General features: G+C 73.9%; 24 protein-coding genes. 16 read left to right on the top strand and 8 right to left on the bottom strand.

From position 1 onward, the window contains the following. Nucleotides 1–95: 95 nt before the first annotated feature. Nucleotides 96–1184, top strand: a complete 1089-nt coding sequence (locus C1708_RS30010; RefSeq protein WP_106416550.1) for a glutamate--cysteine ligase 2 — start codon at nucleotides 96–98, stop codon at nucleotides 1182–1184. A gap of 213 nt (nucleotides 1185–1397) precedes the next feature. Here the strand turns inward: C1708_RS30010 and C1708_RS30005 are convergent, their stop codons facing one another. After that, on the bottom strand, nucleotides 1398–1631 hold the full coding sequence (locus tag C1708_RS30005) for a DUF6480 family protein (RefSeq protein WP_106415628.1): 234 nt from the start codon (nucleotides 1629–1631) through the stop codon (nucleotides 1398–1400). Nucleotides 1632–1758: 127 nt separating this feature from the next. Between C1708_RS30005 and C1708_RS30000 the strand changes: the two genes are divergently transcribed. Together C1708_RS30000 and C1708_RS29995 are read left to right on the top strand one after the other, a co-directional pair. Further along, the gene (locus C1708_RS30000; protein ID WP_106415627.1) at nucleotides 1759–3660 is read left to right on the top strand and encodes an AMP-dependent synthetase/ligase; all 1902 of its coding nucleotides are present in this window, start codon (nucleotides 1759–1761) and stop codon (nucleotides 3658–3660) included. 147 nt (nucleotides 3661–3807) lie between these two features. Further along, nucleotides 3808–4242, top strand: coding sequence for an ATP-binding protein (locus C1708_RS29995; protein ID WP_106415626.1), 435 nt, complete (start codon nucleotides 3808–3810; stop codon nucleotides 4240–4242). A gap of 22 nt (nucleotides 4243–4264) precedes the next feature. Here C1708_RS29995 and C1708_RS29990 read toward each other — a convergent pair whose 3' ends face one another. Next, complete coding sequence (locus C1708_RS29990; RefSeq protein WP_106415625.1) at nucleotides 4265–4636, bottom strand: hypothetical protein; 372 nt, start codon at nucleotides 4634–4636, stop codon at nucleotides 4265–4267. Nucleotides 4637–4975: 339 nt separating this feature from the next. On the opposite strand from C1708_RS29990, the gene C1708_RS29985 reads away from it, so the two are divergent. The 10 genes from C1708_RS29985 to C1708_RS29940 all read left to right on the top strand — a co-directional run bounded on the left by C1708_RS29985 (nucleotide 4976) and on the right by C1708_RS29940 (nucleotide 19470). Beyond that, nucleotides 4976–8155 (top strand): hybrid sensor histidine kinase/response regulator, encoded by a 3180-nt coding sequence (locus C1708_RS29985; protein WP_106415624.1) that lies wholly within the window; start codon nucleotides 4976–4978, stop codon nucleotides 8153–8155. Then, nucleotides 8152–10566, top strand: coding sequence for a SpoIIE family protein phosphatase (locus C1708_RS29980; RefSeq protein ID WP_106415623.1), 2415 nt, complete (start codon nucleotides 8152–8154; stop codon nucleotides 10564–10566). Before C1708_RS29985 ends, C1708_RS29980 begins: the two co-directional genes overlap by 4 nt. Nucleotides 10567–10668: 102 nt before the next feature. Beyond that, nucleotides 10669–11061, top strand: coding sequence for an STAS domain-containing protein (locus tag C1708_RS29975; protein WP_106416549.1), 393 nt, complete (start codon nucleotides 10669–10671; stop codon nucleotides 11059–11061). A gap of 65 nt (nucleotides 11062–11126) precedes the next feature. After that, nucleotides 11127–12026 (top strand): STAS domain-containing protein, encoded by a 900-nt coding sequence (locus C1708_RS29970; protein WP_106415622.1) that lies wholly within the window; start codon nucleotides 11127–11129, stop codon nucleotides 12024–12026. Then, nucleotides 12023–12436, top strand: a complete 414-nt coding sequence (locus tag C1708_RS29965) for an STAS domain-containing protein (RefSeq protein ID WP_106415621.1) — start codon at nucleotides 12023–12025, stop codon at nucleotides 12434–12436. The genes C1708_RS29970 and C1708_RS29965 overlap by 4 nt, the downstream gene beginning before the upstream one ends. Beyond that, the gene (locus C1708_RS29960; RefSeq protein WP_106415620.1) at nucleotides 12436–12879 is read left to right on the top strand and encodes an anti-sigma regulatory factor; all 444 of its coding nucleotides are present in this window, start codon (nucleotides 12436–12438) and stop codon (nucleotides 12877–12879) included. The genes C1708_RS29965 and C1708_RS29960 overlap by 1 nt, the downstream gene beginning before the upstream one ends. Then, nucleotides 12879–13946, top strand: coding sequence for an ATP-binding SpoIIE family protein phosphatase (locus C1708_RS29955; RefSeq protein ID WP_106415619.1), 1068 nt, complete (start codon nucleotides 12879–12881; stop codon nucleotides 13944–13946). Before C1708_RS29960 ends, C1708_RS29955 begins: the two co-directional genes overlap by 1 nt. Further along, complete coding sequence (locus tag C1708_RS29950; protein ID WP_106415618.1) at nucleotides 13943–15661, top strand: PP2C family protein-serine/threonine phosphatase; 1719 nt, start codon at nucleotides 13943–13945, stop codon at nucleotides 15659–15661. The genes C1708_RS29955 and C1708_RS29950 overlap by 4 nt, the downstream gene beginning before the upstream one ends. A 142-nt stretch (nucleotides 15662–15803) precedes the next feature. Further along, a complete protein-coding gene (locus C1708_RS29945; protein WP_198602760.1) occupies nucleotides 15804–17177 on the top strand; it encodes an NAD(P)/FAD-dependent oxidoreductase in 1374 nt (457 codons plus the stop codon). Between the two features lie 61 nt (nucleotides 17178–17238). Continuing rightward, nucleotides 17239–19470, top strand: coding sequence for an FUSC family protein (locus tag C1708_RS29940; protein WP_391664088.1), 2232 nt, complete (start codon nucleotides 17239–17241; stop codon nucleotides 19468–19470). 187 nt (nucleotides 19471–19657) lie between these two features. On the opposite strand, the gene C1708_RS29935 is transcribed toward C1708_RS29940, so the two are convergent. From C1708_RS29935 to C1708_RS29920, 4 genes are all read right to left on the bottom strand, one after another. Continuing rightward, nucleotides 19658–20086 carry a hypothetical protein gene (locus tag C1708_RS29935; RefSeq protein ID WP_106415616.1) on the bottom strand — a complete coding sequence of 143 codons (429 nt, stop codon included), beginning with the start codon at nucleotides 20084–20086 and terminating at the stop codon, nucleotides 19658–19660. 28 nt (nucleotides 20087–20114) lie between these two features. Beyond that, the gene (locus C1708_RS29930; RefSeq protein ID WP_106415615.1) at nucleotides 20115–20339 is read right to left on the bottom strand and encodes a DUF5133 domain-containing protein; all 225 of its coding nucleotides are present in this window, start codon (nucleotides 20337–20339) and stop codon (nucleotides 20115–20117) included. 37 nt (nucleotides 20340–20376) lie between these two features. Next, on the bottom strand, nucleotides 20377–21234 hold the full coding sequence (locus C1708_RS29925; protein WP_106415614.1) for a SigB/SigF/SigG family RNA polymerase sigma factor: 858 nt from the start codon (nucleotides 21232–21234) through the stop codon (nucleotides 20377–20379). 228 nt (nucleotides 21235–21462) lie between these two features. Next, nucleotides 21463–21909, bottom strand: coding sequence for an ATP-binding protein (locus C1708_RS29920; protein WP_106415613.1), 447 nt, complete (start codon nucleotides 21907–21909; stop codon nucleotides 21463–21465). Between the two features lie 157 nt (nucleotides 21910–22066). On the opposite strand from C1708_RS29920, the gene C1708_RS29915 reads away from it, so the two are divergent. The 3 genes from C1708_RS29915 (at nucleotide 22067) to C1708_RS29905 (ending at nucleotide 24607) form a co-directional block, all read left to right on the top strand. Next, nucleotides 22067–22297, top strand: a complete 231-nt coding sequence (locus tag C1708_RS29915) for a hypothetical protein (RefSeq protein ID WP_106415612.1) — start codon at nucleotides 22067–22069, stop codon at nucleotides 22295–22297. A gap of 58 nt (nucleotides 22298–22355) precedes the next feature. After that, complete coding sequence (locus C1708_RS29910) at nucleotides 22356–23822, top strand: aminotransferase class I/II-fold pyridoxal phosphate-dependent enzyme (RefSeq protein ID WP_106415611.1); 1467 nt, start codon at nucleotides 22356–22358, stop codon at nucleotides 23820–23822. 329 nt (nucleotides 23823–24151) lie between these two features. Next, on the top strand, nucleotides 24152–24607 hold the full coding sequence (locus tag C1708_RS29905) for a cyclic nucleotide-binding domain-containing protein (RefSeq protein WP_106415610.1): 456 nt from the start codon (nucleotides 24152–24154) through the stop codon (nucleotides 24605–24607). Nucleotides 24608–24614: 7 nt separating this feature from the next. Here the strand turns inward: C1708_RS29905 and C1708_RS29900 are convergent, their stop codons facing one another. Both C1708_RS29900 and C1708_RS29895 read right to left on the bottom strand, forming a co-directional pair. After that, the gene (locus C1708_RS29900) at nucleotides 24615–25913 is read right to left on the bottom strand and encodes an MFS transporter (RefSeq protein ID WP_106415609.1); all 1299 of its coding nucleotides are present in this window, start codon (nucleotides 25911–25913) and stop codon (nucleotides 24615–24617) included. Between the two features lie 71 nt (nucleotides 25914–25984). Next, the gene (locus tag C1708_RS29895) at nucleotides 25985–26602 is read right to left on the bottom strand and encodes a LysE/ArgO family amino acid transporter (protein ID WP_106415608.1); all 618 of its coding nucleotides are present in this window, start codon (nucleotides 26600–26602) and stop codon (nucleotides 25985–25987) included. Nucleotides 26603–26632 lie beyond the last annotated feature (30 nt).

Raw genomic sequence — 26632 nt, 5'->3', positions numbered from 1 at the left:
GACACCAGGTGTTCCGCGCCCCGCGCGGGGCATGCGGGTCGTACGGCCGAGGGCTGCTCGGCGTCGACGCGGCAGGTGAGAAGGGCGGGCATCAGGTGCGCACCGTGGGAGTGGAGGAGGAACTCCTCCTGGTCGATCCGGAGACCGGCGAACCGCGGGCGATGTCCGCGGCGGTGCTCGCCCGCGCCGAGCGGGAGGACGCCGGACAGGACGTCTTCGAGAAGGAACTGCACGAGCAGATGGTGGAGTTCGCCACCCACCCGCAGTCGTCCATGGAGCGCCTGCACGCGGAGATCGTCCGCTGCCGCAAGGAGGCCGCGCGCCACGCCGAGGAGATCGGCTGCACGGTCGCCGCGCTCGCCACGTCGCCGCTGCCGGTCAGCCCGGCGATCGGCGTCAACGAGCGGTACCGGTGGATGGAGGAGCAGTACGGCATCGCCACGCGCGAGCAGCTGGTCATGGGCTGCCATGTGCACGTGTCGGTGGAGTCCGACGAGGAGGGCGTCGCCGTCCTCGACCGGCTGCGGCCGTGGCTGGCGGTGCTGACCGCGCTGAGCGCCAACTCGCCGTTCTGGCAGGGCAAGGACTCGGGGTACGCGAGCTACCGCAGCCGGGTGTGGCAGCGCTGGCCGTCGGCGGGGCCGACCGAGCCGTTCGAGTCGCCGGAGCGGTACCACCGTCGGGTCGCCGAGATGGTGGCGACCGGCGCGATCCTCGACGAGGGCATGGTCTACTTCGACGCCCGGCTGTCCCAGCGGTACCCGACGGTGGAGGTGCGCGTCTCCGACGTCGCGCTGCACGCGGAGACGGCGGGGCTGGTGGCCACGCTGACGCGGGCGCTGGTGGAGACGGCGGCGCGCGAGTGGCGGGACGGCCGGGAGCCGGCCGGCCCGGGGGTGTCCCTGCTGCGGCTGGCCGCCTGGCGGGCGGCCCGCTCCGGCCTCACCGGCGAGCTGCTGCACCCGGAGACGATGCGCAGGATGCCCGCCGAGGCGGTCGTCCGCGCCCTCCTCGACCACACCGCGGACGCCCTCGCCGACCACGGCGACCTGGACCGCGCCCGCGAGGGCTGCGCACGCCTCCTGCGCGACGGCAACGGCGCCATGATCCAGCGCGACCTCCTGGAGCGCACGGAGAGCCTGCGCGACGTGGTCACGGAGTGCGTCCGCCACACACAGGCGTAACCCGCAGGGGCGGGCTGCGGGCGCCCTCCGCGTCCGCGCGCGTACGCCGCCGCGTCGGCGGCCTCCCGTACGTCCTCACCGAGGCGTGGCCCAGCGGCGGCCCGGACGGGGACGAGGCGGTCGTGCGGCTCCCCCCGGCCGGCAGGGCGGCGCCGCGCGGGCCCCCGCCGCCGGCACCCGGGTGCCGGCGGCCGTGGCGGCGGGCCGGGCCGGTCAGATGAGCAGGATGATCGCGTAGACCAGGAAGAACGCCGCGATGAAGGCGGACACGACGAGGATCGCGGTCAGGGGGCCCTTGGCCCAGCCCTTGGTGGGGTTGTGGGTCTCGTAGGGGCCCGCCTCGGGCATGCTGCTCTCCGCGGGCGGGGTTTCGCCCGGTGGGACGCCGCCACCCGCTTCGAGGCCGGTGGTGCGTTCCGGATCGGGATCGGGATTGACGTAGGTCATGGGGACCGGGTCCCCCGAAAGCGGCCGGATCATCAGTGCGGACACACTTGACCTGATCCCGGCCCGGGGCCCGGCCCGCTGGACTACATTCATGCACCGCCACCCCCGTTCCCGTGAGGAGCAGTGCATGCGCGACCTCGCTCTCGCTCCCCCGTCCGCCCCGCCCCTGACCGGCGGCCTCGCCGACAGCCTGTTCGCGAGGGCGGCCGAGAGCCCGGCCATGCCGGTGCTCGCCCGCCGCACCGGCCCGGCCTCCGCCACCTGGGAGGAGGTGACCGCCGCCGAGTTCCGCGACGAGGTGGTCGATCTGGCCAAGGGCCTGATCACGTCCGGCGTCTCGCCCGGCGCCCGCGTCGCGATCATGGCGCGCACCCGCTACGAGTGGACCGTCCTGTGCCACGCCCTGTGGACGGTGGGCGCCGAGGTCGTGCCGGTCTACCCGACCTCCTCGCGGGAACAGGTCGAGTGGATCCTGCGTGACTCCGGCTGTGTGGCGGTGCTGGTCGAGGACGAGCAGAGCGTGATGACCGTGGGCTCGGTGTGCGCCCAGCTGCCCCGCCTGCGGCACGTGTGGCAGCTCGACGCGGGAGCGCTGGACCAGCTGGTCGCCCGCGGCGAGGCGATCCCGGCGGCCACGGTCGACTCGATGCGGCGGATCGTGATGCCGGACTCCACGGCCGTGGTGGCGTACACCTCCGGCACCTCGGGGCACGCCATGGGCTGCGCCCTCAGCCACCGCGGGCTGGCGTTCGTCTGCGACACGCTGCTGGCGGGCTGGGGCCATGTCGCGGCGCCGCCCGGCGAGCAGGGGTCCGTGCTGGCGTTCCTGCCGTTCTCGCACGTCTACGGACTGATGATCCAGAGCCTGTGCGTCCGCGGCGGCCTGCTGATGGGACACGAGCCGGACCTCGGCGCGGAGGCGCTGTCCACGGCGATGCGCACCTTCCGGCCCACCTATCTGTACGCGGTGCCGTCCCTGCTGGAGAAGATCTACAAGAACTTCCTGCGCGCCTCGCAGCAGTCGGGGCGCGGCGCGCTGTTCGAGCGGGCCGCCGCCACCGCGCGGGACTTCGCGGCGGCGACGGAGCGGCAGCGGCTCGGACGCGGCTCCGGCCCCGGGCTCGACCTGCGGATGCAGCACGCCCTGTACGAGCGGACCGTCTACCGCAGACTGCGGGCGACCCTCGGCGGCCGGGTGCTGCGGGCCACGTCCGGCGGCTCGCCGCTCGCCCGCGACCTGTCCCTCTTCTACGAGGGCATCGGCATCTACGTGCACGACGGGTACGGCCTCACCGAGACCAGCGGCGGCGTGACCATGCAGCCGTACGGCCGGGAGAAGTCGGGTACCGTCGGGCAGCCGCTGCCGGGCACCGCGATCAAGGTGGCCGAGGACGGGGAGATCCTGGTGCGCGGGCCGTCGGTGTTCCAGGGGTACATGGGCGACCCGGCCGCCACCCGCGCGGTCCTGCGGGACGGCTGGCTGGCCACCGGCGACCTGGGCCGGCTGGACGGCGAGGGCTACCTCACGTTCACCGGCCGGAAGAAGGACATCATCGTCACCAGCAGCGGCAAGAGCGTGGCCCCGGCCGCCCTGGAGCAACGGCTGCGGATGCATCCGCTGGTGCACCAGGCGGTGGTGGTGGGCGACAACCGGCCGTGCGTGGGCGCCCTGATCACCCTGGACCCGGACTTCCTGGCGGACTGGCGGGCGGCGCTGTCGCTGCCCGGCGACGCCCCGGCCCGCGAGGCGCGCGAGGAGAACGCCCTGCGGGACGAGATCGGGCGGGCGGTCGCCGCGGCCAACAGCAGCGTGTCCCGCTCGGAGTCGATCCGCGTGTTCCGCGTGCTGCCGGAGCCGTTCGACGTGTCCAACGGCCTGCTGACGCCGTCGATGAAACTGCGGCGGGACGAGATCGTGCGCCGGTACGCGCTGGAGATCGACGCGATGTACCAGTCCCGCACGCGTCCGGCGCGCACCCCGGCGCCGGCCGACACGTCGGTGTGGGACGAGGACGACGTCTTCCGCTGATCATGTCGCGACGGCGTGCGGGGTTTGTCACCCCGCGCCGTCGGGCAGGCGGGCGCGTAGGCTCCGCCCGCACGGGAACCCACAGATCGGGGAACGCACGAAAGCAGCGACGACCGCCCCGGTTGTGGCCGGGGCCTGGAAGGCGACATGGCACCCGAGCCGCAGAGGGACAGGACACTGACCGGCGAGGAGATCACGAGCCGCATCGCCAGCTTCCCGGGGGAGCTGCACGATGTGACGGACGCGCGTCTGGTCGCGGAGGAATTCCTCTTCGACCTGGCCCGCGCGTCGGCGCCGTCGGCGCCGGAGCACTGGGACGACATACTCCTGGTGGTGACGGAACTGGCCGCCAACGCGGTGCAGTACGCCCCCGGCCCGTTCGAGCTGCGGCTGCGCCGCACGTTCGACGGGGTGCACGTCGTGATGCACGACACCAGCACCACCGAGCCTGCCCCGCGCCCGTTCCATCCGCACAGCGGCGGGGGCGGCATCGGGTGGCATCTGATCCACACGCTCTGCGACCAGGTGAGCGTCGTGACCCACGAGCGCGGGAAGGACATCCACGTCTTCCTGCCGTGGTGACGCGGCCCGCCGCGCCCCGCGCTCATCCGGCGGGCCGCTCCTGGCGGAGCAGCCCGCGGTAGTAGTCGCCGACGGCGGTGAGGTAGGCGCGGTCCATGGTCTCGCTGTCGGTGCGGAAGCGCGGCGCGGCCTTCAGCTCGCCCCGGGTGCAGGACACCGTCAGCTTCCGCTCCGCGGTGTCCACGGACGTGACCATGCCGACGGGCACCAGGAGGCTGCGGCCGAACACCCACACTCCGGTGTCCACGACGAGATGCGGCATGCCGTGATGGCCGGCCTGGCGGTCCACATGGCCGGCGGCGCCGTCGCTCGCGACGACGGTGAACCCCGTCAGGTCCGCCCCGCGGACGTGGTCCAGGTCTGACGCGTACGACCAGATGATGTCGGTGGGCACTGCTTCCGGCCTCCCCGAATGACGACTGCTCCCCATGACAGGAGCGGGGCCGGACTCCGCCCCTCTCCCCCTGAGCAGATACCCCTCAGGCGCGCACACATTCGAACGGCGCCCGTCGAAAGCGGCCAACCTGGCGCGGTCACCGTGAAACCCAGTCACGTACCCCCGTTTCGGGGATACATGCCCGCCGGTCACAGTGATTCTCGACGGGTCCGGAGACCGCCCGGACCCGCTTTGTCGCGCGCCCGCGAGGTGGGTTAACCTGCGGCGTATTTCTCGTCGCGCGACTCCGCTGATCTGCGGGAATGCGCACTGAATGGGGCCGGAGCGAGGGTGCGCATGACCAGCAGAAGCACCGAGGGGACCGACACGGTGCCGGGGGACAAGGAGCTGAGGCAGCTCCTCGCGGGGCTGACGGCCGTCCGGGACGGGGACTTCGGGACCCGGCTCCCGGGCGACGCCGACGGACTCATGGGGGACATCGCCAAGGTCTTCAACGGGATGGTGGACCAGCTGTCGCTGTTCACCTCCGAAGTGACCCGTGTCGCACGCGAGGTGGGGACCGAGGGGACGCTCGGCGGTCAGGCGCAGGTGCCGGGGGTCTCGGGCACCTGGGCGGACCTCACCGACTCGGTGAACGCCATGGCGGGCAACCTGACGGCTCAGGTCCGCAACGTCGCCCAGGTGACGACGGCGGTGGCGAAGGGCGACCTGTCGCAGAAGATCACCGTCGACGCCCGCGGCGAGATCCTCGAACTCAAGAACACCATCAACACGATGGTCGACCAGCTCTCCGCCTTCGCCGACGAGGTCACCCGCGTCGCCCGCGAGGTCGGCACCGAGGGACGGCTCGGCGGACAGGCGGAGGTCGAGGGCGTCTCCGGCACGTGGAAGCGGCTCACGGAGAACGTCAACGAGCTGGCGGGGAACCTCACCCGGCAGGTCCGCGCGATCGCCGAGGTGACCAGCGCGGTCGCCGAGGGCGACCTGACCCGCTCGGTGAACGTGGAGGCGTCCGGCGAGGTCGCCGAGCTCAAGGACAACATCAACGCGATGGTGGAGTCCCTGCGCGAGACCACCCGGGCCAACCAGGAGCAGGACTGGCTCAAGACCAACCTGGCCCGGGTGTCCGGGCTGATGCAGGGCCACCGCGACCTGCCCGTGGTCGCGGAGCTGATCATGGACGAGCTGGTGCCGCTGGTGTCCGCCCAGTACGGCGCCTTCTACCTCGCGGAGGACGGCGAGGACGGTCCCGAGCTGCGTCTCGTCGGCTCCTACGGCTACCCGGACGACAGCGAGCGGCCGACCCGCATCCCCTTCGGCAAGACCCTCGTCGGGCAGGCCGCGCGCAGCCGGCGCACCATCCTGGTGGACGCGCTGCCGCCGGACTACGTGACCATCTCCTCCGGACTCGGCCAGGTGGTGCCGACCGCCCTGGTGCTGCTGCCGATCGTGGTCGAGGGCCAGGTCCTCGGCGTGATCGAGCTGGCGTCGGTGACCCCGTTCACCCAGATCCACCAGGACTTCCTGGCGCAGCTCATGGAGACCATCGGCGTCAACGTCAACACCATCGTGGCGAACGCCCGCACCGACGAGCTGCTGGTGGAGTCGCAGCGGCTGACCGCCGAACTGCAGGAGCGGTCGGCGGAGTTGCAGACCCAGCAGGAGGAACTGCAGCGGTCCAACGCCGAACTGGAGGACAAGGCGGCGCTGCTGGCCGCGCAGAACCGGGACATCGAGGCGAAGAACCTCCAGATCGAGCAGGCCCGGCAGGAACTCGAGGCGCGGGCGCAGCAGTTGTCGCTCGCCTCGAAGTACAAGTCGGAGTTCCTGGCGAACATGAGCCACGAGCTGCGCACCCCGCTCAACAGCCTGCTGATCCTGGCCCAGTTGCTCGCCCAGAACCCCTCGCGCAACCTCTCCCCCAAGCAGGTGGAGTACGCGCAGATCATCCACTCGGCGGGCTCGGATCTGCTCCAGCTGATCAACGACATCCTCGACCTGTCGAAGGTCGAGGCCGGGAAGATGGACGTCAGCCCCGAGCGGGTGGAGCTGCGCCGGCTCGTCGAGTACGTCGAGGTCACCTTCCGGCCGATGACCATGCAGAAGAGCCTGGACTTCACGGTCACCACGGCGCCGGGCGCGCCCGCGGACCTGCTCACCGACGACTCGCGGCTGCGTCAGGTGCTGCGCAACCTGCTGTCCAACGCGGTGAAGTTCACCGAGCGGGGCCAGGTGGAGCTGCGGATCGAGCCGGCCCCGGACGACGAGGTGCCCGGCGAGGTGCTCCGGGGCGGTCCCGTGGTCGCCTTCCGGGTGCGGGACACCGGGGTGGGCATCCCGGAACAGCATCTGGAGTCGATCTTCGGCGCCTTCCAGCAGGCCGACGGCACCACCAGCCGCAAGTACGGCGGCACCGGCCTGGGCCTGTCCATCACCCGGGAGATCGCGCACCTGCTGGGCGGCGCGGTCACCGTGGACAGCGTCGCCGGACAGGGGTCCACGTTCACGCTGTTCCTGCCGGTGGCCCGGCCGGACTTCGAGCAGCAGCTGCGGCCCGCGCCGGCCGTGGAGAGCGAGCCGGCCGGCGGCGCGGAGCTGCCGGAGGCCACGTCCCGCCGGGCGCCCGCGATCGAGGCCGCTCCGGCCGAGCCGGGACAACGCCCGCGCCGGCTGCTGGTGGTGGAGGAGCGGCCCCGCGGGCTGCTCACCCTGGTCGCGGAGAGCGTGGTGCAGGACGTCGCGCACGCGGGCGGCGGCTCCCGGCCGTCGGTGGACATCATCACCGCCGTCGGCGCCCAGGAGGCGGCCGGCGCGCTGGCCGCCGACCCCTGCCACTGCGTGGTGCTGGAGCTGGGCATGGCGGAGGCGGAGGTGACCCGCTTCCTGGAGGCCCTGCGCGGGGACTCCGCCCTGGCGAGCGTGCCCGTCCTGGTGCACAGCGGGCACCGCGCCGACGCCGACGTGGAGGCGGCCCTGCGCTCCCGCGCCTCGGGCACGGCGCTGGAGTTCCTGTCCAGCCTGGACGACCTGCGGGAGCGGATCGCGCTGCACCTGTCGGCGGAGGAGCCCGGCGACGTGCTGTCGCTGGTGCGCCCGGACGAGGCGCAGCGGGCGACGCCGGAGGCCGTGGTGGACGGCTCGTTCGCGGGCCGGACCGTGCTGGTCGTGGACGACGACGCGCGCAACCTGTTCGCGCTGAGCGGCATCCTGGAGCTGCACGGTTTCCGGGTGCTGCACGCCGAGGACGGCCGCAAGGGCATCGAGAGACTGGTGGAGAACCCGGACGTGGCGCTGGTCCTGATGGACGTGATGATGCCCGAGCTGGACGGGTACGCCGCCACGGCCGAGATCCGGACGATGCCGCAGTACGCGGACCTGCCGATCATCGCGGTGACCGCGAAGGCGATGCCCGGCGACCGGGAGAAGAGCCTCGCGTCGGGCGCCAGCGACTACGTCACCAAGCCGGTCGACAGCCGTGAGCTGATCGCCTGCGTCCGCCGCTGGCTGCCGGCATGAGCCTCGACGAGCACGTGGGCGAGCCGCCGCCCGAGGAGATGGAGCTGCGGCGCACCCCGGCAGGACCCGCCGGGGTGGCCGCCGACTCCCCCGTGGGCCGGCTGGCGGCGACGGTGGACCGGCTGAGCCGTGAGGTGCGCGCCGCGCAGGCGGAGGCCGAGGGGCGGGCCCTGATCGAGCTCGCCAAGGGCATCCTCGTGGAGCGCCTCGGCTGCGGTCCCGCGCAGGCGGCCCGGCAGCTCGCCGAACTGACCGAGCAGGCCGGGACGACCCAGCTGGAGTTCGCGGTCGAGGTGATCAACCAGGCCGCCCGGGACCGGATGTCCGAGGTGACCAACGCCTTCCTGGCCGCCACCCGGGCGGCCGGCGAGGCGGAGGCGGACCCGGCGGCCGTACGGCTGCGCGCGGCGGAGAGCGGGGCGCTCGCCGCCGACGACACCCAGGCGGTGGCCGAGTCGCTGCTGGAGCAGGCGCTGCGTCCGCTGGGCGCGGTGGCCGTGGCGATCTGGGCGGCCGCCGCCGACGGGTCGCTGACCCTGGCGGGCAGTGCGGGCTTCTCCCCCGCCGAGGCGGCGCGCTGGTACTACGTGCCGCCGGACGTGGCGACGGTCGCGCGGTGCGGTCTGGCCGAGCGCGACGGGCTGTGGATCGAGTCGCTGTCCCAGCGGGGGCTGCCCAGCGTCGGGCGGCACCACCACCCCGACGGCGGCCGCGCGGCGGTGCCCGCCGGCACCGGGGGGCGTGTGTACGGGGTGCTGGAGATCGTCTGGCCCACGCCGCTGCCCTCGCAGCCGCCGCAGATCGTGCGGCAGGTGGAGGCGCTGGCCGAGCTGTGCGCGCACACCCTGGAGACGTTCACCGTGCCGGACGACCCCAGCCGGCCGCCGCGGGTGCTGCCGGACGCCGCGGAGCTGATGGACCTGGCCGACGGGCTGTACGACCCGGCCCTGGTGCTGGTGCCGCACCTGGACGAGTCGGGGAACCTGCTCGACTTCCGCATCCAGCACGTCAACAGCCGCTTCCTGGACCCGGCGGGCCGGCCGCGCGGCATGGTCAGCGGGGCGCTGCTGCTGGAGGCGTACCCGATGGCCGCCGGGGAGAGCGAGCTGTTCCAGCGGATCGAGCGGGTGTACGCCACGGGTGAGCCGTTCCGGGCCCGGCGCATGCACCTGACCGCGCTGGTCGACCAGGTGCCGCTGTCGGCGGTCGCGGACATCAGCGTGAGCCGGCACGGCGCGGGGATCCTGTTCATCTGGCGGATCGAGGACGAGACGGCCCGGCTGGCGAGCCTGCTGCAGCACGCGCAGCGGCTCGGCCGGATCGGCGGGTTCGAGGAGAACCTGCTGACCGGGGAGATCACCTGGAACGGCCAGCTGTTCGACCTGTACGGGCGTCCTGAGACCAGCCCGCCGGTGCCGCTGGAGAACCTGCCGGCGCACGCCCACCCGGACGACGCGGTCACCATCGGCCGTTTCCTGCGCACGCTGCTGCACCACCGGCGGCCGGCCTCGGCCGCCTTCCGGCTGCAGCGGCCCGACGGGGTGACCCGGCACATCCGGGTGGTCGCCGAGCCGGTGCTGGACACCGACGGGCGGCTGCTCACCGTACGGGGCGCCTACCAGGACATCTCGTCGCAGCACTGGACCGAGGTGGCGCTGGCGGCGACCCGCGACCAGCTCGCCCACACCGAGCAGCACGCCAGCGAGCGGGACCGGCTGGCGCTGCAGCTGCAGCGCGCGATCATGCCGCCCGCGCAGGCGCCGCTGCAGGTGCCCGACCTGGACGTGGCCGTGCGCTACCGGCCCGCCGAGGCGGAGCAGCTGGTCGGCGGCGACTGGTACGACGCGGTGGTGCTGCCGTCCCGGCTGGTGCTGCTGTGCGTGGGCGACGTCGCCGGTCACGGCATCGAGGCGGCGACCAGCATGGTGGTGCTGCGCAACGCGCTGCGCGGGCTCGCCGTCACCGGCGCGGGACCGGGGCAGCTGCTGTCGTGGCTCAACATGGTGGCGCACCATCTGACCGGCGGGGTCACGGCCACCGCCGTGTGCGGCCTGTACGACCCGGCCACCCGCACCCTGCGGTGGGCGCGGGCCGGCCATCTGCCGCCGGTGCTGGTGCGCGGCTCCGAGGCGGCCCCGCTGCCCCCGGTGCAAGGTCTGCTGCTGGGCGCCGTGCCGGAGGCGCGTTACGAGGAGGGGGAGGTGCAGCTCGCCGCGGAGGACAACCTCCTCATGTACACGGACGGGCTGATCGAGCGCCGGGACCGCTCGGTGGAGGAGTCGCTGACGCATCTGCTCACCACCGCGGCCACGGTGCCGGGCACGCTCGACCAGCGGCTGGACCGGCTGCTCACGTACAGCAGGTCGGACACCGACGACGACACCTGCATCGTGGGGATCAGGGTGGGGTAGGTCACCCGTGCGGCCGATCGGGCGGGCGCAGGCATGAAGGGGCGATTCGGGGGTACGCGCGGCTGCGCGACGAAGAGCTTGATCACCTTGTTGGAGGTACTCGTGCCCATTGCCCAGGATCCGTTGTCCGTAGAGGTGACACTTCCCCGTGAGGATGTGGCGCTGCTCACGGTGGAGGGCTACTTGGACGTCGACACGGCGACCGAGTTCCAGCACCACCTGGCCAACCAGCTGCACCACGGCCGCCGGCACTTCCTGCTGGATCTGTCGGCGGTCCCCTTCATGGACTCCTCCGGCATGAACATCATCCTGCGCGTCTACCAGGAGGCGCGGGAGCTGCCTGGGAGCGTGCACATCATCTCCCCCACCCCGGCCGTGCGCCGGATTCTCGACCTGACGGGCGTCAGCATCACCGTGCCCGTCTCGGGAAGCGTCGACGAGGCGCTGGAGCGCGTGGACCGGCACGAGCCGGCCCCGGCCGAGCCCGAGGCCTGAGCAAAGCCGACCCGCCCGGTCCCGGCACGGGTCCGGGCGCATGTGACGAGGAGGAGAGCAGACAGGTGCCGGAGCACGAAGCGGACGCGACCCACGGAACCCCCGCCCGGGAGGTCGGGGACTTCCTGCGGCGGCGACGGGAGCAGATCGCCCAGCGATGGGCGGACGAGCCCCTGTTCCGTACGGTGTTCACCGTCTCCCGCGACGAGGCGGTGGACGCGGGCCGGGTGATCGTGGACGCGCTGGCCCAGGTGGCCGACGCGCAGCGGATCGAGGACCCGGACGCCGCGGGGTTCACCGGGGTCCGCGAGCAGCTCGCCCGGATGGGGGCGGCCCGGTCCCGCGCGGGGCTGTCCATCACCCAGGTCTCCAGCGAGCTGGCCGCGCTGCTGCCGCCGGTGGAGAACCTCCTGGTGGCCGATCTGGAACAGGAGGACCCGGAGCGGCGGCGGGAGTGCGCGACCGCGCTGAGCGTGCTGATGGGCACCCTGCGGCTGGTCACCATGCAGACCGCGCTGAGCGAGAACCAGGCCCTGATCGACCGGCAGCGGCTGCAGCTGCTGGAGGTGGCGACACCGGTGATCAAGCTGTGGGACGGGATCGTCGCGGTCCCGCTGATCGGGACGCTGGACAGCGCCCGCAGCCAGGTGGTGATGGAGACGCTGCTGAACGCGGTCGTCGACCAGCACGCCCGGTTCGCGATCCTCGACATCACCGGCGTGCCGACGGTCGACTCGCTGGTGGCGCAGCACCTGATGAAGACGGTCGCCGCCGCCCGGCTGATGGGCGCCGAGTGCGTCGTCTCCGGCATCCGCCCGGCGATCGCGCAGACCATCGTGCACCTCGGACTGGACCTCGGCACGGTCAAGACCCGCGCGAGCCTCGCCGACGCGCTCGGGTACTGCCTGAACGAGCTGGGCGCGAACATCGTGAACGCCCCGGCCGAGGGTGCGGTCCGGCGGTGAGCGAGCACTTCGCCCGCCCGGTCGCGGGACACGTGCCGGTGCTGCGGCTCGGGGACGTGCTGCTGGTCACCCTCCAGGGCGACCTGCACGACAGCATGGCCTCCCAGCTCCAGCAGGACCTGGCCGAGACGATCGCCGCCAGCCGGGTCACCGGCGTGGTGATCGACATCTCCGGGGTGGAGATCGTCGACTCCTTCCTCGGCCGGGTGCTGGCCGAGACCGCGGCGCAGACCGAGCTGCTGGCCGCGCGGACCGTGGTGGCGGGCATGCGGCCCGCGGTGGCGATCACGCTGGTGGAGCTGGGCCTGACGTTCCCGGAACTGCGCACCGCGCTCACCACCGAGGCGGCGCTGGAACTGCTGGCGCAACCCATCGTCGCGAGCCGGTCCGGCGGCGAGGGGAGACCGTGATGGACACCGCCGCGGACGTCGAGGCGCGGCTGCCCATCCGGTCGGACCTGGACCTCGCGTGGGTGCGTCAGCACGTGCGGCAGGCCGCGACCCGGCTCGGCTTCGGACTGGTGGACCAGACGAAGCTGGTGACGGCGGCCAGCGAGCTGGCCCGCAACACGCTGGTGCACGGCGGGGGCGGCGTCCTGGAGACGTCGCGGGTCACCGCCGCCGACGGGACGGCCGGGCTGCGGCTGACCTTCTCCGACGAGGGCCCCGGGATCGCGGATCTCGACCGGGCCCTCAGCGACGGTTACACCTCGGGCGACGGACTGGGCATGGGGCTGGGCGGGGCGCGGCGCCTGGTGCACGACTTCCAGGTCGACAGCACTCCGGGGGCGGGCACCACCGTGCGGGTCACCTCGTGGGTGTCCCGGCCGGTCCGGCCGCGCGGAGGTGCGTGATGCCGCGCGTGTGGCACGTGCCCGTGCACGACTCGACCCGGGTGCGGGACGCCAGGGTGGCGGCGGAGGAGGCCGCGGCCCGGGCCGGACTGGACGAACAGCGCCGGGCGGCGTGCGCCCTGGTCGCCACCGAGCTGGCGACCAACCTGCTGAAGCACGCGAAGGCCGGCGAGGTGGTCGTCGACGTCGTCGATCCCGCCGTGCTGCCCGAGGGGCGGCCGGGGCGGGCCGTGCAGATCACCGCGCTCGACCACGGGCCGGGCATCGCCGACGTGCCCGGCGCGTTCGAGGACGGCTTCACCACCAGCGGCTCGCTCGGCGCGGGCCTGGGAACGTGCCGGCGGGTCGCCGACGCCTTCGGCCTGCACAGCGTGCCCGGCCGCGGCACGGTCGCGGTGGCCCGGGTCGGGCCCGCCACGATCGGTCTCGTCCCGGACGAGGACCCGGCGCGGTCGCTCGGCGTGCGCGCGGGCGGCGTCAACGTGCCGTTCGCGGGCGCCGAGCTGTCCGGCGACGCCTGGTCGTGGGTGCGGTCCGGCGACCGGGTGACGCTGATGCTGGCGGACGGGCTGGGCCACGGCGCCGAGGCCGCCCGCGCCTCCGACGCCGCCGTGGAGGAGCTGCGCCACTGCGCCCGGCTGCCGCCCGCCGAACTGCTCCAGCGGCTGCACACCGCGCTGTCCGGGACCCGCGGCGCGGCGGTCGCCGCGGCCCAGCTCGACACCTGGACCGGGCGGCTGCGGTTCGCGGGCATCGGCAACGTGACCGCGCGGCTGCGGGACGGCGGGCGCTGGCGGACGCTGCTGTCCCGGCCCGGGATCGTCGGCGCGCACCGGCCCCGCACGGTGCGCGAGGACGAGGTCGACTGGACCCCGGACAGCCTGCTGATCCTGCACACGGACGGGCTGTCGTCCCGCTGGACGCCGCCCTCGGACACCGGTGTGCCCCCGGCCGACCCGGCCGTGACGGCCGGCGTGGCGGTCCGCGACGCGGGCAGCGCGGCCCGCCCGGTGCGGGACGACACCGCCGTGGCCGTGCTCGCCAGCGTCCCGGAGGCTCGTTCATGACGCGCGCCTGGCGCATCACGACCGTCACCGACGCGGCCCGCGCCCGGATCGCCGTGGCGCGGCTGGCCGCCGCCTGCGGCGTGCCCACCGTGGCGCGGACCCGGCTGGCCACCGCCCTCAGCGGGCAGCTGCGGCAGTGCCTCACCAAGGGCGGCACCTGGCTGCTCACGCTGGAGACGACCGGGGGCGAGGACGCCGGGCCGGGCGAGCTGCACGTGGTGATCGTGCCGTCCCCGGACGCCGCCGGGGAGCGCTCCCCGTGGACGACGGGCGTGCCCTGTCCCGAGCCGGGCCGGGTGTCCGACCCGTGCCCGGTGCCGGAGGATGCGGCCGTGCTGTCCGAGGGGCTGCTGGGGGCCGACGAGGACACCTCGGTGGTGCTTCAGGGGCTGGCCGAGCAGGAGGGGCTGGTCGCCTTCCACCGGGAGGAGCTGCACCAGACCAACCAGGGGGTCCTGGCGCTGCACGCCGAACTGGACGCGGCGGGCAGGGCGCAGCGGGAGGCGTTCGCCGCGGAGCGCCGGGCGCGCACGGAGGCGGAGAACGCGCGGCGGCGGCTGACGTTCCTCGCGGACGCCAGCGCCGTGCTGACCGCGTCGCTGAACCATGACGAGATCCTGCGCCGGCTGCCGGAGCTGCTGGTGCCGCGGTACGCCGACGGCGTCGACGTCTGGCTGTTCGACTCCGAGGACGGCCGGCCGGCGCCCGCGACGCACCCGGGCGCGGCGGTGCTCGCCGCCCGTACCGGGCGCCCGCAGTACGCCGCCGACCACCCCGGCAACCTGCCCGGTGTGGAGGACCGGCCGCCGTCGGCGCTGGCCCCGGACCGGCCGCTGCTGTGCGTGCCGCTGCTGACGCCGCGCCGGGCGCCGCTGGGCGTGCTGACGCTGTCGCCGCAGGGCGAGCGCTGGGACCCGGACGACGCGGTGATGCTGATCGAGCTCGCCCGGCGGGCCGGGATCGCGCTGGACAACGCCCGCCGCTTCGAGCACAACCGGGACATCGCGGAGACGCTGCAGCGGGCGCTGCTGACGGAGCTGCCGTCGACGCCGGGCGTGGGTCTGGCCGCGCGCTATCTGCCGGCCACGCACGGGCTGAACATCGGCGGCGACTGGTACGACGCGTTCCAGCAGCGGGACGGCAGCCTGGTCACCGTCATCGGCGACGTGACCGGGCACGGGCTGCACGCCGCGGTGATGATGAGCCAGCTGCGCACCGCGCTGCGCGCCTACGCCGTGGACGGCGACGGCCCGGGGCGGCTGCTGACCCGGCTGCACGGCTATCTGCGCCATCTCCAGCCGGACCTGTTCGCGACGGCCGTCATCGCCCGCTTCCACCCGGACGGCCACACGCTGACCTGGGCCGCGGCGGGCCATCCGCCGCCGGTGCTGCGGCTGCCGGACGGCCGGGTGCGCACGCTGGACGCGAAGCCGGGGGCGATGCTGGGCATCCCGCTGAGCCAGGACATCGCCGACCACACCGAGCGGCTGACGCCCGGCTCGACGCTGGCCCTCTACACCGACGGCCTGGTGGAGCGGCGCGCGCGGGGCATAGACCCGGGCATCGAGCGACTGGGCGCGGTCCTCTCGTCGTTCGACCGCGCGGAGCTGGACACGGACCTGGAGGACGCGGCGGACCGTGTCCTCCATCCGCTGCTGAGCGACTCCGAGCGCGACGACGACGTGTGTCTGCTCCTCTGCCACCTGCGCGGCTGAGGCGTCGCGCGGGCCGCGGCGGGGTCCCCCGCCCCGACCGCTCCCGGTGCGGTCCGGGGCCGCGGCGGGCATCGTGGAGCTGAAGAGGGGCACGCGTCAGGCATCGACGTTCGAGGCGGAACGCCTGAAGCCGCACGAAGGGATGGACACCGTGACACGACCCAGGATCCTCGTGGTGGGCGCCGGTTTCGCCGGTGTGGAGTGCGTGCGGCGGCTGGAACGCAGGCTCACTCCGGGCGAGGCGGAGCTGACGCTGGTGACCCCGATGTCCTACCAGCTGTATCTGCCGCTGCTCCCCCAGGTCGCCTCCGGGGTGCTGACCCCCCAGTCGATCGCGCTCTCCCTGCGGGGCAGCGAGAAGTACCGCACCCGGATCATCCCGGGCGGCGCGATCGGCGTGGACCTCAAGGCCAAGGTGTGCGTCATCCGGACCATCGCCGGGGAGATCGTCGACGAGCCGTACGACTACATCGTGCTGGCGCCCGGCAGCGTCACCCGCACCTTCGACATCCCGGGCCTGACCGACCACGCCTTCGGGCTGAAGTCGCTGGCCGAGGCCGCCTACCTGCGCGACCACGTGATCTCCCAGCTGGACCTGGCGGACGCCTGCACCGATCCGGCGGAGCGCGCCTCGCGGCTGCAGTTCGTGGTGGTCGGCGGCGGCTACGCGGGCACCGAGACCGCGGCGTGCCTGCAGCGGCTGACGCACGCCGCCGTCAAGCGCTACCCGCGTCTGGACCCCGGCCTGATCAAGTGGCACCTGATCGACATCGCGCCCAAGCTCATGCCCGAGCTGGGCGAGAAGCTGGGCCGCAGCGCGCAGGAGATCCTCACCCGGCGCGGCATCGAGATCTCCCTGGGCGTGTCCATCGCCAAGGCGGGCGCCGAGGAGGTCACCTTCACCGACGGCCGGGTGGTGCCCACGCGCACCCTGATCTGGACCGCCGGGGTGGTGGCCAGCCCGCTCATCGGCACGCTCGACGCGGAGACCGTGCGGGGCCGGCTCGCCGTCAACGCGGACATGCGGCTGCCGGGCCACGACGGGGTGTTCGCGCTCGGTGACTCCGCCGCGGTGCCGGACCTGGCCAAGGGCGACGACGCCGTGTGCCCGCCGACCGCGCAGCACGCGCTGCGGCAGGGCCGGCACGTCGCGGAGAACGTCATCGCCACCCTGCGGGGCCGGCCGACCCGGCCGTACGTGCACCAGGACCTGGGGCTCGTGGTGGACCTCGGCGGCACCGACGCGGTGTCCAAGCCGCTCGGCTACGAGCTGCACGGCCTGCCCGCCCAGGTGGTGGCCCGCGGCTACCACTGGTCCGCGCTGCGCACCGGGGTCGCCAAGACCCGCGTCATGACCAACTGGCTGCTGAACGCGGTGGCCGGCGACGACTTCGTGCGCACCGGTTTCCAGGCGCACCGGCCGGGCAACCTGCGCGACTTCGAGTACCTGGACGCCTACCTGACACCGGAGCAGGTGCGGGCGCACGTCGAGGAAGCGGGCCGGGCGGCTCGGTGACCCGGCGGACGGAAGCCAGGACCACGGACGGAGCGGTGACGACGGGGGAGCGTGCGCGGGCGTGATGGCGGCGGGACGCCGGTGGGGCACACGGCTGCGCGACCACCTGGCGGCGTCCGACCCCGGGCTGCTGCGGCTGACCGCCGGACTGCGGACGGTGGGGGCCATCGCGCTGACCCTGGCCGTGCTCTCCCCGGCCGGCGCCGGCGTCACCCATCTGGTGGCGGGCGCGATGACCTCGATGGCCGCCACCTTCGCCATCCGGGAGCGGCGGCGGGGAGCGCAGGCGGTCACGCTGGCGCTGGGACTGCCGGTGGCGCTGGTGTCGGTGTCCCTGGGCGCGCTGCTCAGCGAACGGACGGTGATCGGCGACGTCTTCGCCGTCGCCCTGATCTTCTGCGCGGTGTACGGCCGCCGGTTCGGCGACCGGGGGATGGCGCTGGGCCTGATCGGCTTCCAGGTGTACTTCATGTCCCTGTTCGTGGGCGCGTCGCCCGGGCAGCTCCCGGCGCTGTGGGCGGTCATGGCGGTCGGATTCGTGTGCAGCGCCCTGGTGCGGTTCGCCGTCGTGCCGGTGACGCCGGCGGGGCTGCTGGTACGGCTGCGCCAGGCGTTCCGGGTCCGGCTGGCGCGGCTGGTGTCCGCGCAGATCGCGCTGCTGGACGCCGCTCCCGACGAGGCCGACAAGGCGCTGGAGGAGCTGCGGGAGCGCACCGCCCGGCTGCACGAGACGGCGCTGATGATCCAGAGCCGGCTGGAGGAGGGCACCCCGGACGAGCCGACCGCGCGCCTGGTGCAGCGGCGCGTCGCCGACGCGGAGATCGCCGCCGAGCGGCTGGGACTGCTGCTGTTGTCCGCCCGCAGCGCCGAGCGGGCGGACACCCTGACCCTGCATCTGCCCGGCGCCCCCGCTCCGGAGGTGCGCCGGCTGCCCGGCCCGGAGGAGGCGACCGCGCTGCTCCGCCGCGACCTGCGGGCGCTGCGCACGCTGGTGCTGCGGACGGGGACGGCCGGCACGGGCGTGGCCCAGGTGCGCAACCGCCTGCTCGGCTACCGGGACGAGGAGAACCTGCCGGCGGCCTCGGCGCCCGTACGGGACGTGTTCCGGGGCGTGGGTGAGGCGGCCCGCGCGGTCATGGGGCTGCGCACCGCCCTGGACGGCCCGCAGGACGAGTCGGACGACAGTCCGGCGACGGCCAGGTCCCGGGAGGAGCTGGACGCCGAGGACGCCGCCATCGACGCCGAGGAGGCGGAGCAGGACGAGGAGACGAAGGGCCTGCAGCGGCCCACCACCCGTGCGGCCGTGCAGGTGTCCGTCGGCTCGACGCTGGCCATCGTCGGGGGCGAGCTGCTGTCCACGGACCGCTGGTACTGGGCGGTGCTGACCTGCTGGATCGTCTTCATCAACACGGCCTCCACCGGGGAGATCCTGGTCAAGGGCTACCGGCGGCTGCTGGGCACGGTCTTCGGCGTGGTCGCCGGGATCCTGCTGGCCGGGCTGGTCGGCGGGCACACCGTGGTGGCGTTCGTGCTGGTGCTGGTGCTGATCTTCGCCATGTTCTACACGGCGCCGCTGTCGTACACGCTGATGTCGTTCTTCGTCACGGCGATGCTGGGGCTGCTGTACACCCTGCTGCACGCCTACAGCTGGGAGGTGCTGGTGCTGCGGGTGGAGGAGACGGCGCTGGGCGCGGTGTGCGGGGTGGTGGCGGCGGCGCTGGTGCTGCCGGTGCGCACCGACCGGCGCACCAACGAGCTGCTGGTGACCGTGCTGGAGCGGCTGTCGGACGTGACGGACGCGGCCGTGGCGCAGCTCAGCGGCGGTCCCGCGGACGAGCTGCTGGACAAGGCGCGCGAGCTGGACCAGGCCCTGGGCGACCTGCGCTCGGCCACCAAGCCGCTCACCCACCCGGTCACCCCGCTGCGGGCCCGGCGCACCACCGCCCGGTACGTGGTGGCGCTGCTGGAGACCTGCGCGTACCACGCGCGGTCGCTGGCGGCGACGGCGGAGCTGCTGCCGACCCATCCGTCGATCGCGGCGGACCCCCGGCTGCGGGGCGCGGCGGGCCGCACGGTGCGCAACATCGGGACGATCGCCGCCCGGGTCGCCGACGAGGAGGTCACCGCGCCGGTGGAGACGGGTCCGAGCATCGCCTCGCTGCTGGCGGACGACGACGCCGCCCGCTACGGCCGGATCACCGGCCGCGTACTGCGCCATCTGGAACGTCTGGACGAGGCGGTCGTCGGCCTCGCCCGCCCCCTGGACGTACCGGTCGTGACGCCCGAGCGCTGAGGCCCCGGATCCGGTGCGCCGGCGACCGCCGCCCGGCGCCCCGCCCCGAACGCGCCGTGGCCGGCCGGGTCCCGGGACCGCCGACGCCACCACCTGGATCACGGCCGCGCGGCGGCACGCCCCACGCACGGCGCCGGGGCCGCGGATCGGATCCGCGGCCCCGGCGGTGAGGGGGAGGGAGGTGTGGTCAGAAGTCGGTGGGCAGGCCGCTGGCCTCGGCGATGCCGCGCAGTTCCTCGTTCTGGCGGTGGCGGTCGCGGATGATGCCGGCGATCTCGCCCAGCCGGGAGGGGTCGGCGGCGGTCTCCGCGTCGGTGACGACCCGGACCGGCCCGCTGTCGTCGACCTCCAGCTCGACCACCTCGTTGTCCAGGCGGCCGGTGACCGCCGTGGCGATGACCAGGGCGGCCTCGTCGCGGACCTCCTGGGGCAGTTCCTCGTCCCCGTCGTCCAGCGCGAGGTCGAGGCCCGACAGGCGGTGCTCGTCGATGGCCTCGAGGACCGGCTCCACCAGGCGGAGCAGAAGCCGGTAGTCCTCGGTGTCCATCCGCACCCGCAGCAGGTCGAGGTACACGTCCACGGGGCGGTGCTCCGGGGTGAACTCGGATTCGCTCATGGGCCTCGGGTTCCCTTCCTGCGTGGGGTCACACGGCGGCCGGCACGGCCGTCGCGGCGGTGTCCCGTCCGTCCGGCGCCAGCCAGGCGCGTGCCGTGGCGAGCGCCTGTCCCACGTCCCGGGTGCCGGTCGACACGCACAGGGTGTAGGCCAGGTCGGCGATCCGCGACTCGGGAGCGGTCGTCGGGGCCGCCGTCAGCGTCTCGTACTCCTCGACGAGGCGGCGCAGCACGGTGGGGTGGGGCTTCAGCATGGGACTCGCTTTCCTGGACGGGCGGTGCGGGGGTCGGTCAGGCGGTGGGCTGTCCGCCGCCGCGGCGGCCGGGGCGCTGCCCCAGCACGTCGGCGCGCACACGGGCGCAGCTGCGGCTGATCAGGCGGGAGACGTGCATCTGGGAGATGCCCAGCCGGTCGGCGATCCGGCTCTGGGTCATGTCCTCGAAGAAGCGCATGTAGAGGATGGCGCGCTCGCGCTCCGGCAGGCGCCGCAGCCCCTCCTTGGCCGACTCGCGGTCGACCACCACGTCGTAGGAGGAGTCGGAGGCGCCGAGGGTGTCGGCGAGGCTGTAGCCGTCGTCGTCGGTGGAGAGTTCCGCGTCCAGGGACAGGGTGCTGAAGCTCTCCAGCGCCTCCATGCCGGCGGACACCTCCTCCTCGGTCAGCCCGGTGTGGGCGGCGATGTCCGCCACGGACGGCTCGGGGCTGCCGGGGTTCTGGGTGAGTTCGCGGCGGGCCACGCGCACCTTGTTGCGCAGTTCCTGGATCCGGCGGGGGACGCGCAGCGCCCACATGCGGTCCCGGAAGTGGCGCTTGACCTCGCCGGTGATGGTGGGGACGGCGTAGCTCTCGAAGGCCCCGCGGCTCGGGTCGAACCGGTCGATGGCCTTCACCAGGCCGAGGGCCGCCACCTGGCGCAGGTCCTCGATGGACTCGCCGCGGTCGCGGAAGCGGCCGGCGATCCGGTGGGCCATGGGCAGCCAGGCGGTGACGAGCTCGTCCCGGACCGCGTCCCGCTCGGGTCCGTCCTCGAGGGACGCCAGTCGGGAGAAGAGCGTCGTGGTGTCGGGGGCGTCGTCGTGCCGCCGACGGGACGCGGCGGCGGTCGTTCCGGAGGAGCCGGAACGAGGGGCGGACGTGTCAATGAGCATGCGGTTTCAGCTCCCGAACGGTGGTTTCAGGGATCTACCGCGGGGTGGTCGTCGCGGGACGCACGGAGGAATCCCGAGTCCCGGAGCGGTCGTACCACTCCCGTCGGCGCGCCTCCGGTCCGAAGCACGAACCTCCGATTGCCCCCGACCCGGTAGAACAAACTCCGCTTCTTCGCGGAAATTGCCGCCGGTCCCGTGCGGGCGCCCGGGCCGGGCCTCGGACCAGCCTCAGACCAGGGGGACGAGGGCGGTGATCCGCTTGCCGCCGGCGGGCAGGTCGGACACCCGGACGTCGCGGGCCAGCCGGCACACGATGGGCCAGCCGTGGCCGCCGGGGCGGCGCCGTCCCTCGCCGGCGGCCGGCACGGCGACGGGCAGGGCGTCGCTGCGGTCGCTGACGGACAGGCGGACGCCGGGGCCGTCGACGTCGACGTCGACCTCGAAGCCGGTGACTCCCCCGCCGTGCAGGATCGCGTTGGTGGTGAGTTCCGAGGCGACGAGCAGGGCGTCCGCCAGGGCGTCGGTGTCGCAGGGGGTACGGGTGGCCAGGCAGCGTTCGGCCACCGCCCGCAGGACGGCCTCGCGCACCTCGGCGGGCCGGGACGGGCACGGCTGCCCGGCGGGCCGGTCGCCGGGCAGCCGGACAACGGGTTCGATGAGGTGCTCCTCGCTCATGGGGCGGCTCCCTGGGTCGGTGACAGGTGGGAGGCGTTTTGCCTCGGATCTCCCTTTTCGGCTCACCTGTCACGGTTCAGGCAAACCTCTCGGACCCTTTTCCGCCTGTTCCCGCCTGCCCGTCATGCGCACGGTTCACCGGGGGTACCCGGGGCGCATGACCGATGTGGTGGATTCGGACGAACTGCTGCGGCGCATCCAGCGGGCGCGAGCCTGCGCGGCACAGGAGGAGCGGTCCTGGCGGGCCCGGGGCGAGCGGCTGAACGGGGAGGATCCGCAGGATCCCGGCGCCGCGCGGGACGCCGAGGTCCGCACGGTGGCCTACGGAGTGGTGCTGCGGGTGCTGGACGAGATCCTGACGCCGGGCAAGCACGCCGCGTCCGGCTGACGCGGCCGTACCCGGACGCGGCGGATTGACGCGGAGAGCGCCGGGCACCCGGTGACGCATGGCTGTCGATCACCACCGGGCACCGGTCCTGGAAGCACTGGAGGAGCACCGCCGCAGCGGACGGCTGGGGTTCACGCCGCCGGGCCACAAGCAGGCACGGGGAGCCGATCCGGCGGTGCGCGAGATCCTCGGGGACGCCGTCTTCCTGGGCGACGTGCTGGCGACGGGCGGTCTGGACGACCGGCTCACCCGGGGCCGGGTGCTGCAGTCGGCGCAGGACCTGATGGCCGACGCGGTGCACGCCGAGCACACCTTCTTCAGCACGTGCGGCAGCTCCCTGTCGGTGAAGGCGGCGATGCTGTCGGTCGCGGGGCCGCACGAGAAGCTGCTGATCGGCCGGGACGCCCACAAATCGGTGGTGTCGGGGCTGATCCTGTCCGGCATCGAGCCGGTGTGGGTGGAGCCGCGGTGGGACGCCGAACGCCATCTGGCGCATCCTCCGTCGGCCGCGGAGTTCGAGCAGGCCTTCGAGGCGCACCCGGACGCGCGCGGCGCCCTGGTGACCAGTCCGACGCCGTACGGCGCGACGGCGGCGCTGTGGGAGATCGCCGACGTGTGCCACCGGCGCTCGCGCCCGCTGATCGTGGACGAGGCGTGGGGCGCGCACCTGCCCTTCCATCCGGAGCTGCCGTCGTGGGCGATGGACGCGGGCGCGGACATCTGCGTGACCAGCATCCACAAGATGGGCAGCGGCCTGGAGCAGGGCTCGGTGTTCCACCTGCGGGGGGATCTGGTGCCGCCGGCGCTGCTGGGCATGCGCGCCGACCTGCTGAGCACCACCAGCCCCTCGGTGCTGATCTACGCGGGTCTGGACGGCTGGCGGCGGCAGATGGCGTTGCGCGGCGAGGAGCTGATGGGGTCGGCTCTGACGCTGGCGGAGGAGGTGCGGGCGGCCGTCGAGGAGATCGACGGGATGCACGTCGACGGCCGGGACGACTACTGCGGGCCGGGTCTCGCGGACGACTTCGACCCGCTGCCGTGCGTGATCGACCTGAGTGAACTGGGCATCACCGGCTACCGGGCCGCGGACTGGCTGCGGAAGCACCGCGCGGTCGACGCCCACCTGGTCGACCACCGGCGCATCGGCGCGCAGATCACCCACGGCGACGACCGGGAGACCGCCGGCGAGCTGCTGTCGGCGCTGCGGGAGCTGGGGCGGGCGGCGCCCGGGCTGCGCGGCGGCCCTCAGGTCGCGGTGCCGGAGCCGGGCGAGCTGCGGATGGAGCAGGCGGTGCTGCCGCGGGACGCGTTCTTCGCCCCGGCCGAGGAGGTGCCGGCGGAGAAGGCCGCCGGGCGGGTCGCCGCGGAGATGATCACCCCGTACCCGCCGGGGATCCCGGCGGTGCTGCCGGGCGAGCGGCTGACCGAGCCCGTGCTGCGCTATCTGCGGACCGGACTGGACGCGGGGATGTATCTGCCGGACCCGTCGGACCCCGGTCTGGAGACCGTGCGGGTCGTCGCCTAGGCCCGGGACGCCGTCCCGGGGACCGGGTGGGGAAGGCCGGGTGAAGGAGGTCACAGACGGTGAACACCTCCCGATTACGCGAACCTTTGGTCAATGGTTTATCGTTCACTCATCGTGGTGACGGAGTCGACCAGGTTCCTCCGGACACCACCGCTTGCGGCCCTGGCTGGTTTCCCCCGTCCAGCCAGGGCTGTTTCATGCCCGGACACGGGCCGGCCGAGCGCTCACGGACCCGTTCCGTCCGCCGAGGTGCCCCGAACGGCGGCAGCGGCTGAAATGAGGAGGGAGGGAAAGCACCCGGACCGCATCCCGGCGAGGAGCCCCGTCCCATGACCAAAGCGATCAAGATCCTGACCGCCCTCCCCCTCCCCCAGCGCGAGAGCCTGATGAGGCTGGCCCGGGAGGTGCACTTCCTGGAGGACACCCGCATCTTCGAGTCCGGCGGCCACGCCGACCGGTTCTGGGTGATCCGCTCCGGCGCGGTCTCGCTGGACCAGCGGCTGAACGAGGTGCAGCGGATCACCGTCGCCGGGCTCGGCGCGGGCGACCTGCTGGGCTGGTCCTGGCTGTTCCCGCCGTACGAATGGGACTTCGGGGCGCTGGCGTTCAGCCCGGTGCGCGCCTACGAGTTCGACGCGACGGCCGTGCTGCGGCTGTGCGAGGCGGACACCGACCTCGGGCTGTCGCTGATGCGCTGCGTCGCCGAGGTGCTCGCGCACCGGCTGGAGATGTCCCGTGGCCAGCTGATGGAGCAGTACGCGCTGCGGCGCGGCGGGGTGCTGTAGCAGCGGCTCAGACCCGGTGGCGGCGCAGCGCCGGCATCGCGGCGGCGAGCGCCAGCATCACCACGACGACCAGGATCCCGCCGCCCGCGACGGCCGTGCGGGGACCGAAGGCGGACCCGGCGGTGCCGTGCAGCACGTCCGCCAGGCGGGGGCCGCCGGCCACCACGACGGTGAAGACGCCCTGCATGCGGCCGCGCATCTCGTCGGTCGCGGCGGACAGCAGGATCGCCCCGCGGAACACCATGGACACCATGTCCGCCACACCGGCGAGGGCGAGGAAGACGACCGCGAGCCACAGGCTGCCGCTGAGCCCGAACCCGGTGATCGCCAGCCCCCACACCACCACCGAGCCGATGACCATCCAGCCGTGCCGGCGCGCCCGGGAGAACGTGCCGGAGAACAGGCCGCCCAGCACCGCGCCGATCGGGATCGCGGCGAACAGCAGGCCCAGCGCGAAGCCCTCACCGTGGGAGGCGTACGTCTGGGCGGCGAGCTGGGGGAACAGGGCGCGGGGCATGCCGAGGACCATGGCGACGATGTCGGCGAGGAACGACAGCAGCAGCACCGCGTGTCCCGAGATGTAGCGGAAGCCCTCCAGGATGCCGCGCAGTCCGGCGCTCCCGGGCGTGGCGGCGGTGAGCGGCGGCAGCGCGGGCAGCCGGTACACCGCCCAGACCGTGACGCACAGCGCGAGCGCGTCGAGCAGGTACAGCTCGGCCAGGCCGATCACGGGGATGAGGGCGCCGGCCAGCAGCGGTCCGGCGATCTGGCCGGTCTGCATCACGGTGGAGCCGAGGGCGTTGGCGGCGGGCAGCTCGTCCGCGGGGACCAGGCGGGCGATGGAGGCGCTGCGGGCGGGCGCGTTGAGCCCCCAGAAGGCCTGCTGCAGGGCGAGCAGCAGCATCAGCGCCCAGACCGACTCCAGTCCGGCGAAGGCCTGCACCCAGAACAGCACCGAGGTGACGGCGATGCCGCTGTTGGTGAGCAGCAGCAGTCTGCGGCGGTCCATGCTGTCGGCGATCGCGCCGCCCCACAGCGCGAACACGATCAGCGGCAGCAGTCCGGCGAGGCTCGCGGTGCCGACCCAGGCGGAGGAGCCGGTGATGTCGTAGATCTGCTTGGGCACGGCGACGGCGGTGAGCTGGCTGCCGACCGCGGTGACGGCGGTGGACGCCCACAGCCGGCGGTAGGCGGGGCGGCGCAGCGGGCGGGTGTCCATGGCCCAGCGGCGCCATCCGCGCGGTCCGCTCTCCTCCCGCTCCGCTTCGGGTGTCCGGGGTCCGGTGCTGCTCTCGCTGGTGTCCACGACCGTCCTGGTTGGTGCTTACATCTACTTCGCCGGCACCCACTATGGCAGGCCCCCGGGCGGGCCCGTCCTCAGGCTCCCGCGATGAGCGTCACACCGAGGACGATCATGGTGGCGGCCACCAGGGCGTCCAGTGCCCGCCAGGCGGCCGGCCGGGCCAGGAAGCGGCCGAGCAGCCGGGCGCCGAAGCCGAGCGCGGCGAACCAGCACAGGCTGGCCAGCGCGGCCCCGACGCCGAACGTCCAGCGCGACGGGCCGTGGTCGGCGGCGACGGAGCCGACCAGGAACACCGTGTCCAGGTAGACGTGCGGGTTGAGCCAGGTCATGGCGAGGCAGGTGAGCACGGCCCGGCGGCGCGATCCCGCCTCCCGGCCCTCCGCCTCCAGTCCCGTGCCGGCCGGACGGACCACTCTGCGGGCGGCCAGGGCGCCGTAGGCGAGGAGGAAGGCGCCGCCGGTCCAGGCCACCACCGTCAGCGCCGCGGGCCAGGCCACCACGACCGCGCCGACGCCGCCGACGCCCAGGGTGATGAGGAGGGCGTCGGACAGGGCGCAGATGCCGACGACGGCGAGCACGGCGTCCCTGCGGATGCCCTGGCGCAGCACGAAGGCGTTCTGCGCGCCGATGGCGACGATCAGGGACAGTCCGGTGCCGAACCCGGCGGCGGCGGTGGCGAAAGCGCTGGTCATGGCGTCGACGCTAGGCCGAAGGGCCAGGTG

Origin of the sequence: Streptomyces sp. DH-12, from assembly GCF_002899455.1 — a bacterium.
Lineage (GTDB): Bacteria > Actinomycetota > Actinomycetes > Streptomycetales > Streptomycetaceae > Streptomyces.
Note: the sequence above shows the minus strand (reverse complement) of the source record. Positions and strands in the feature narration are given on the sequence as shown.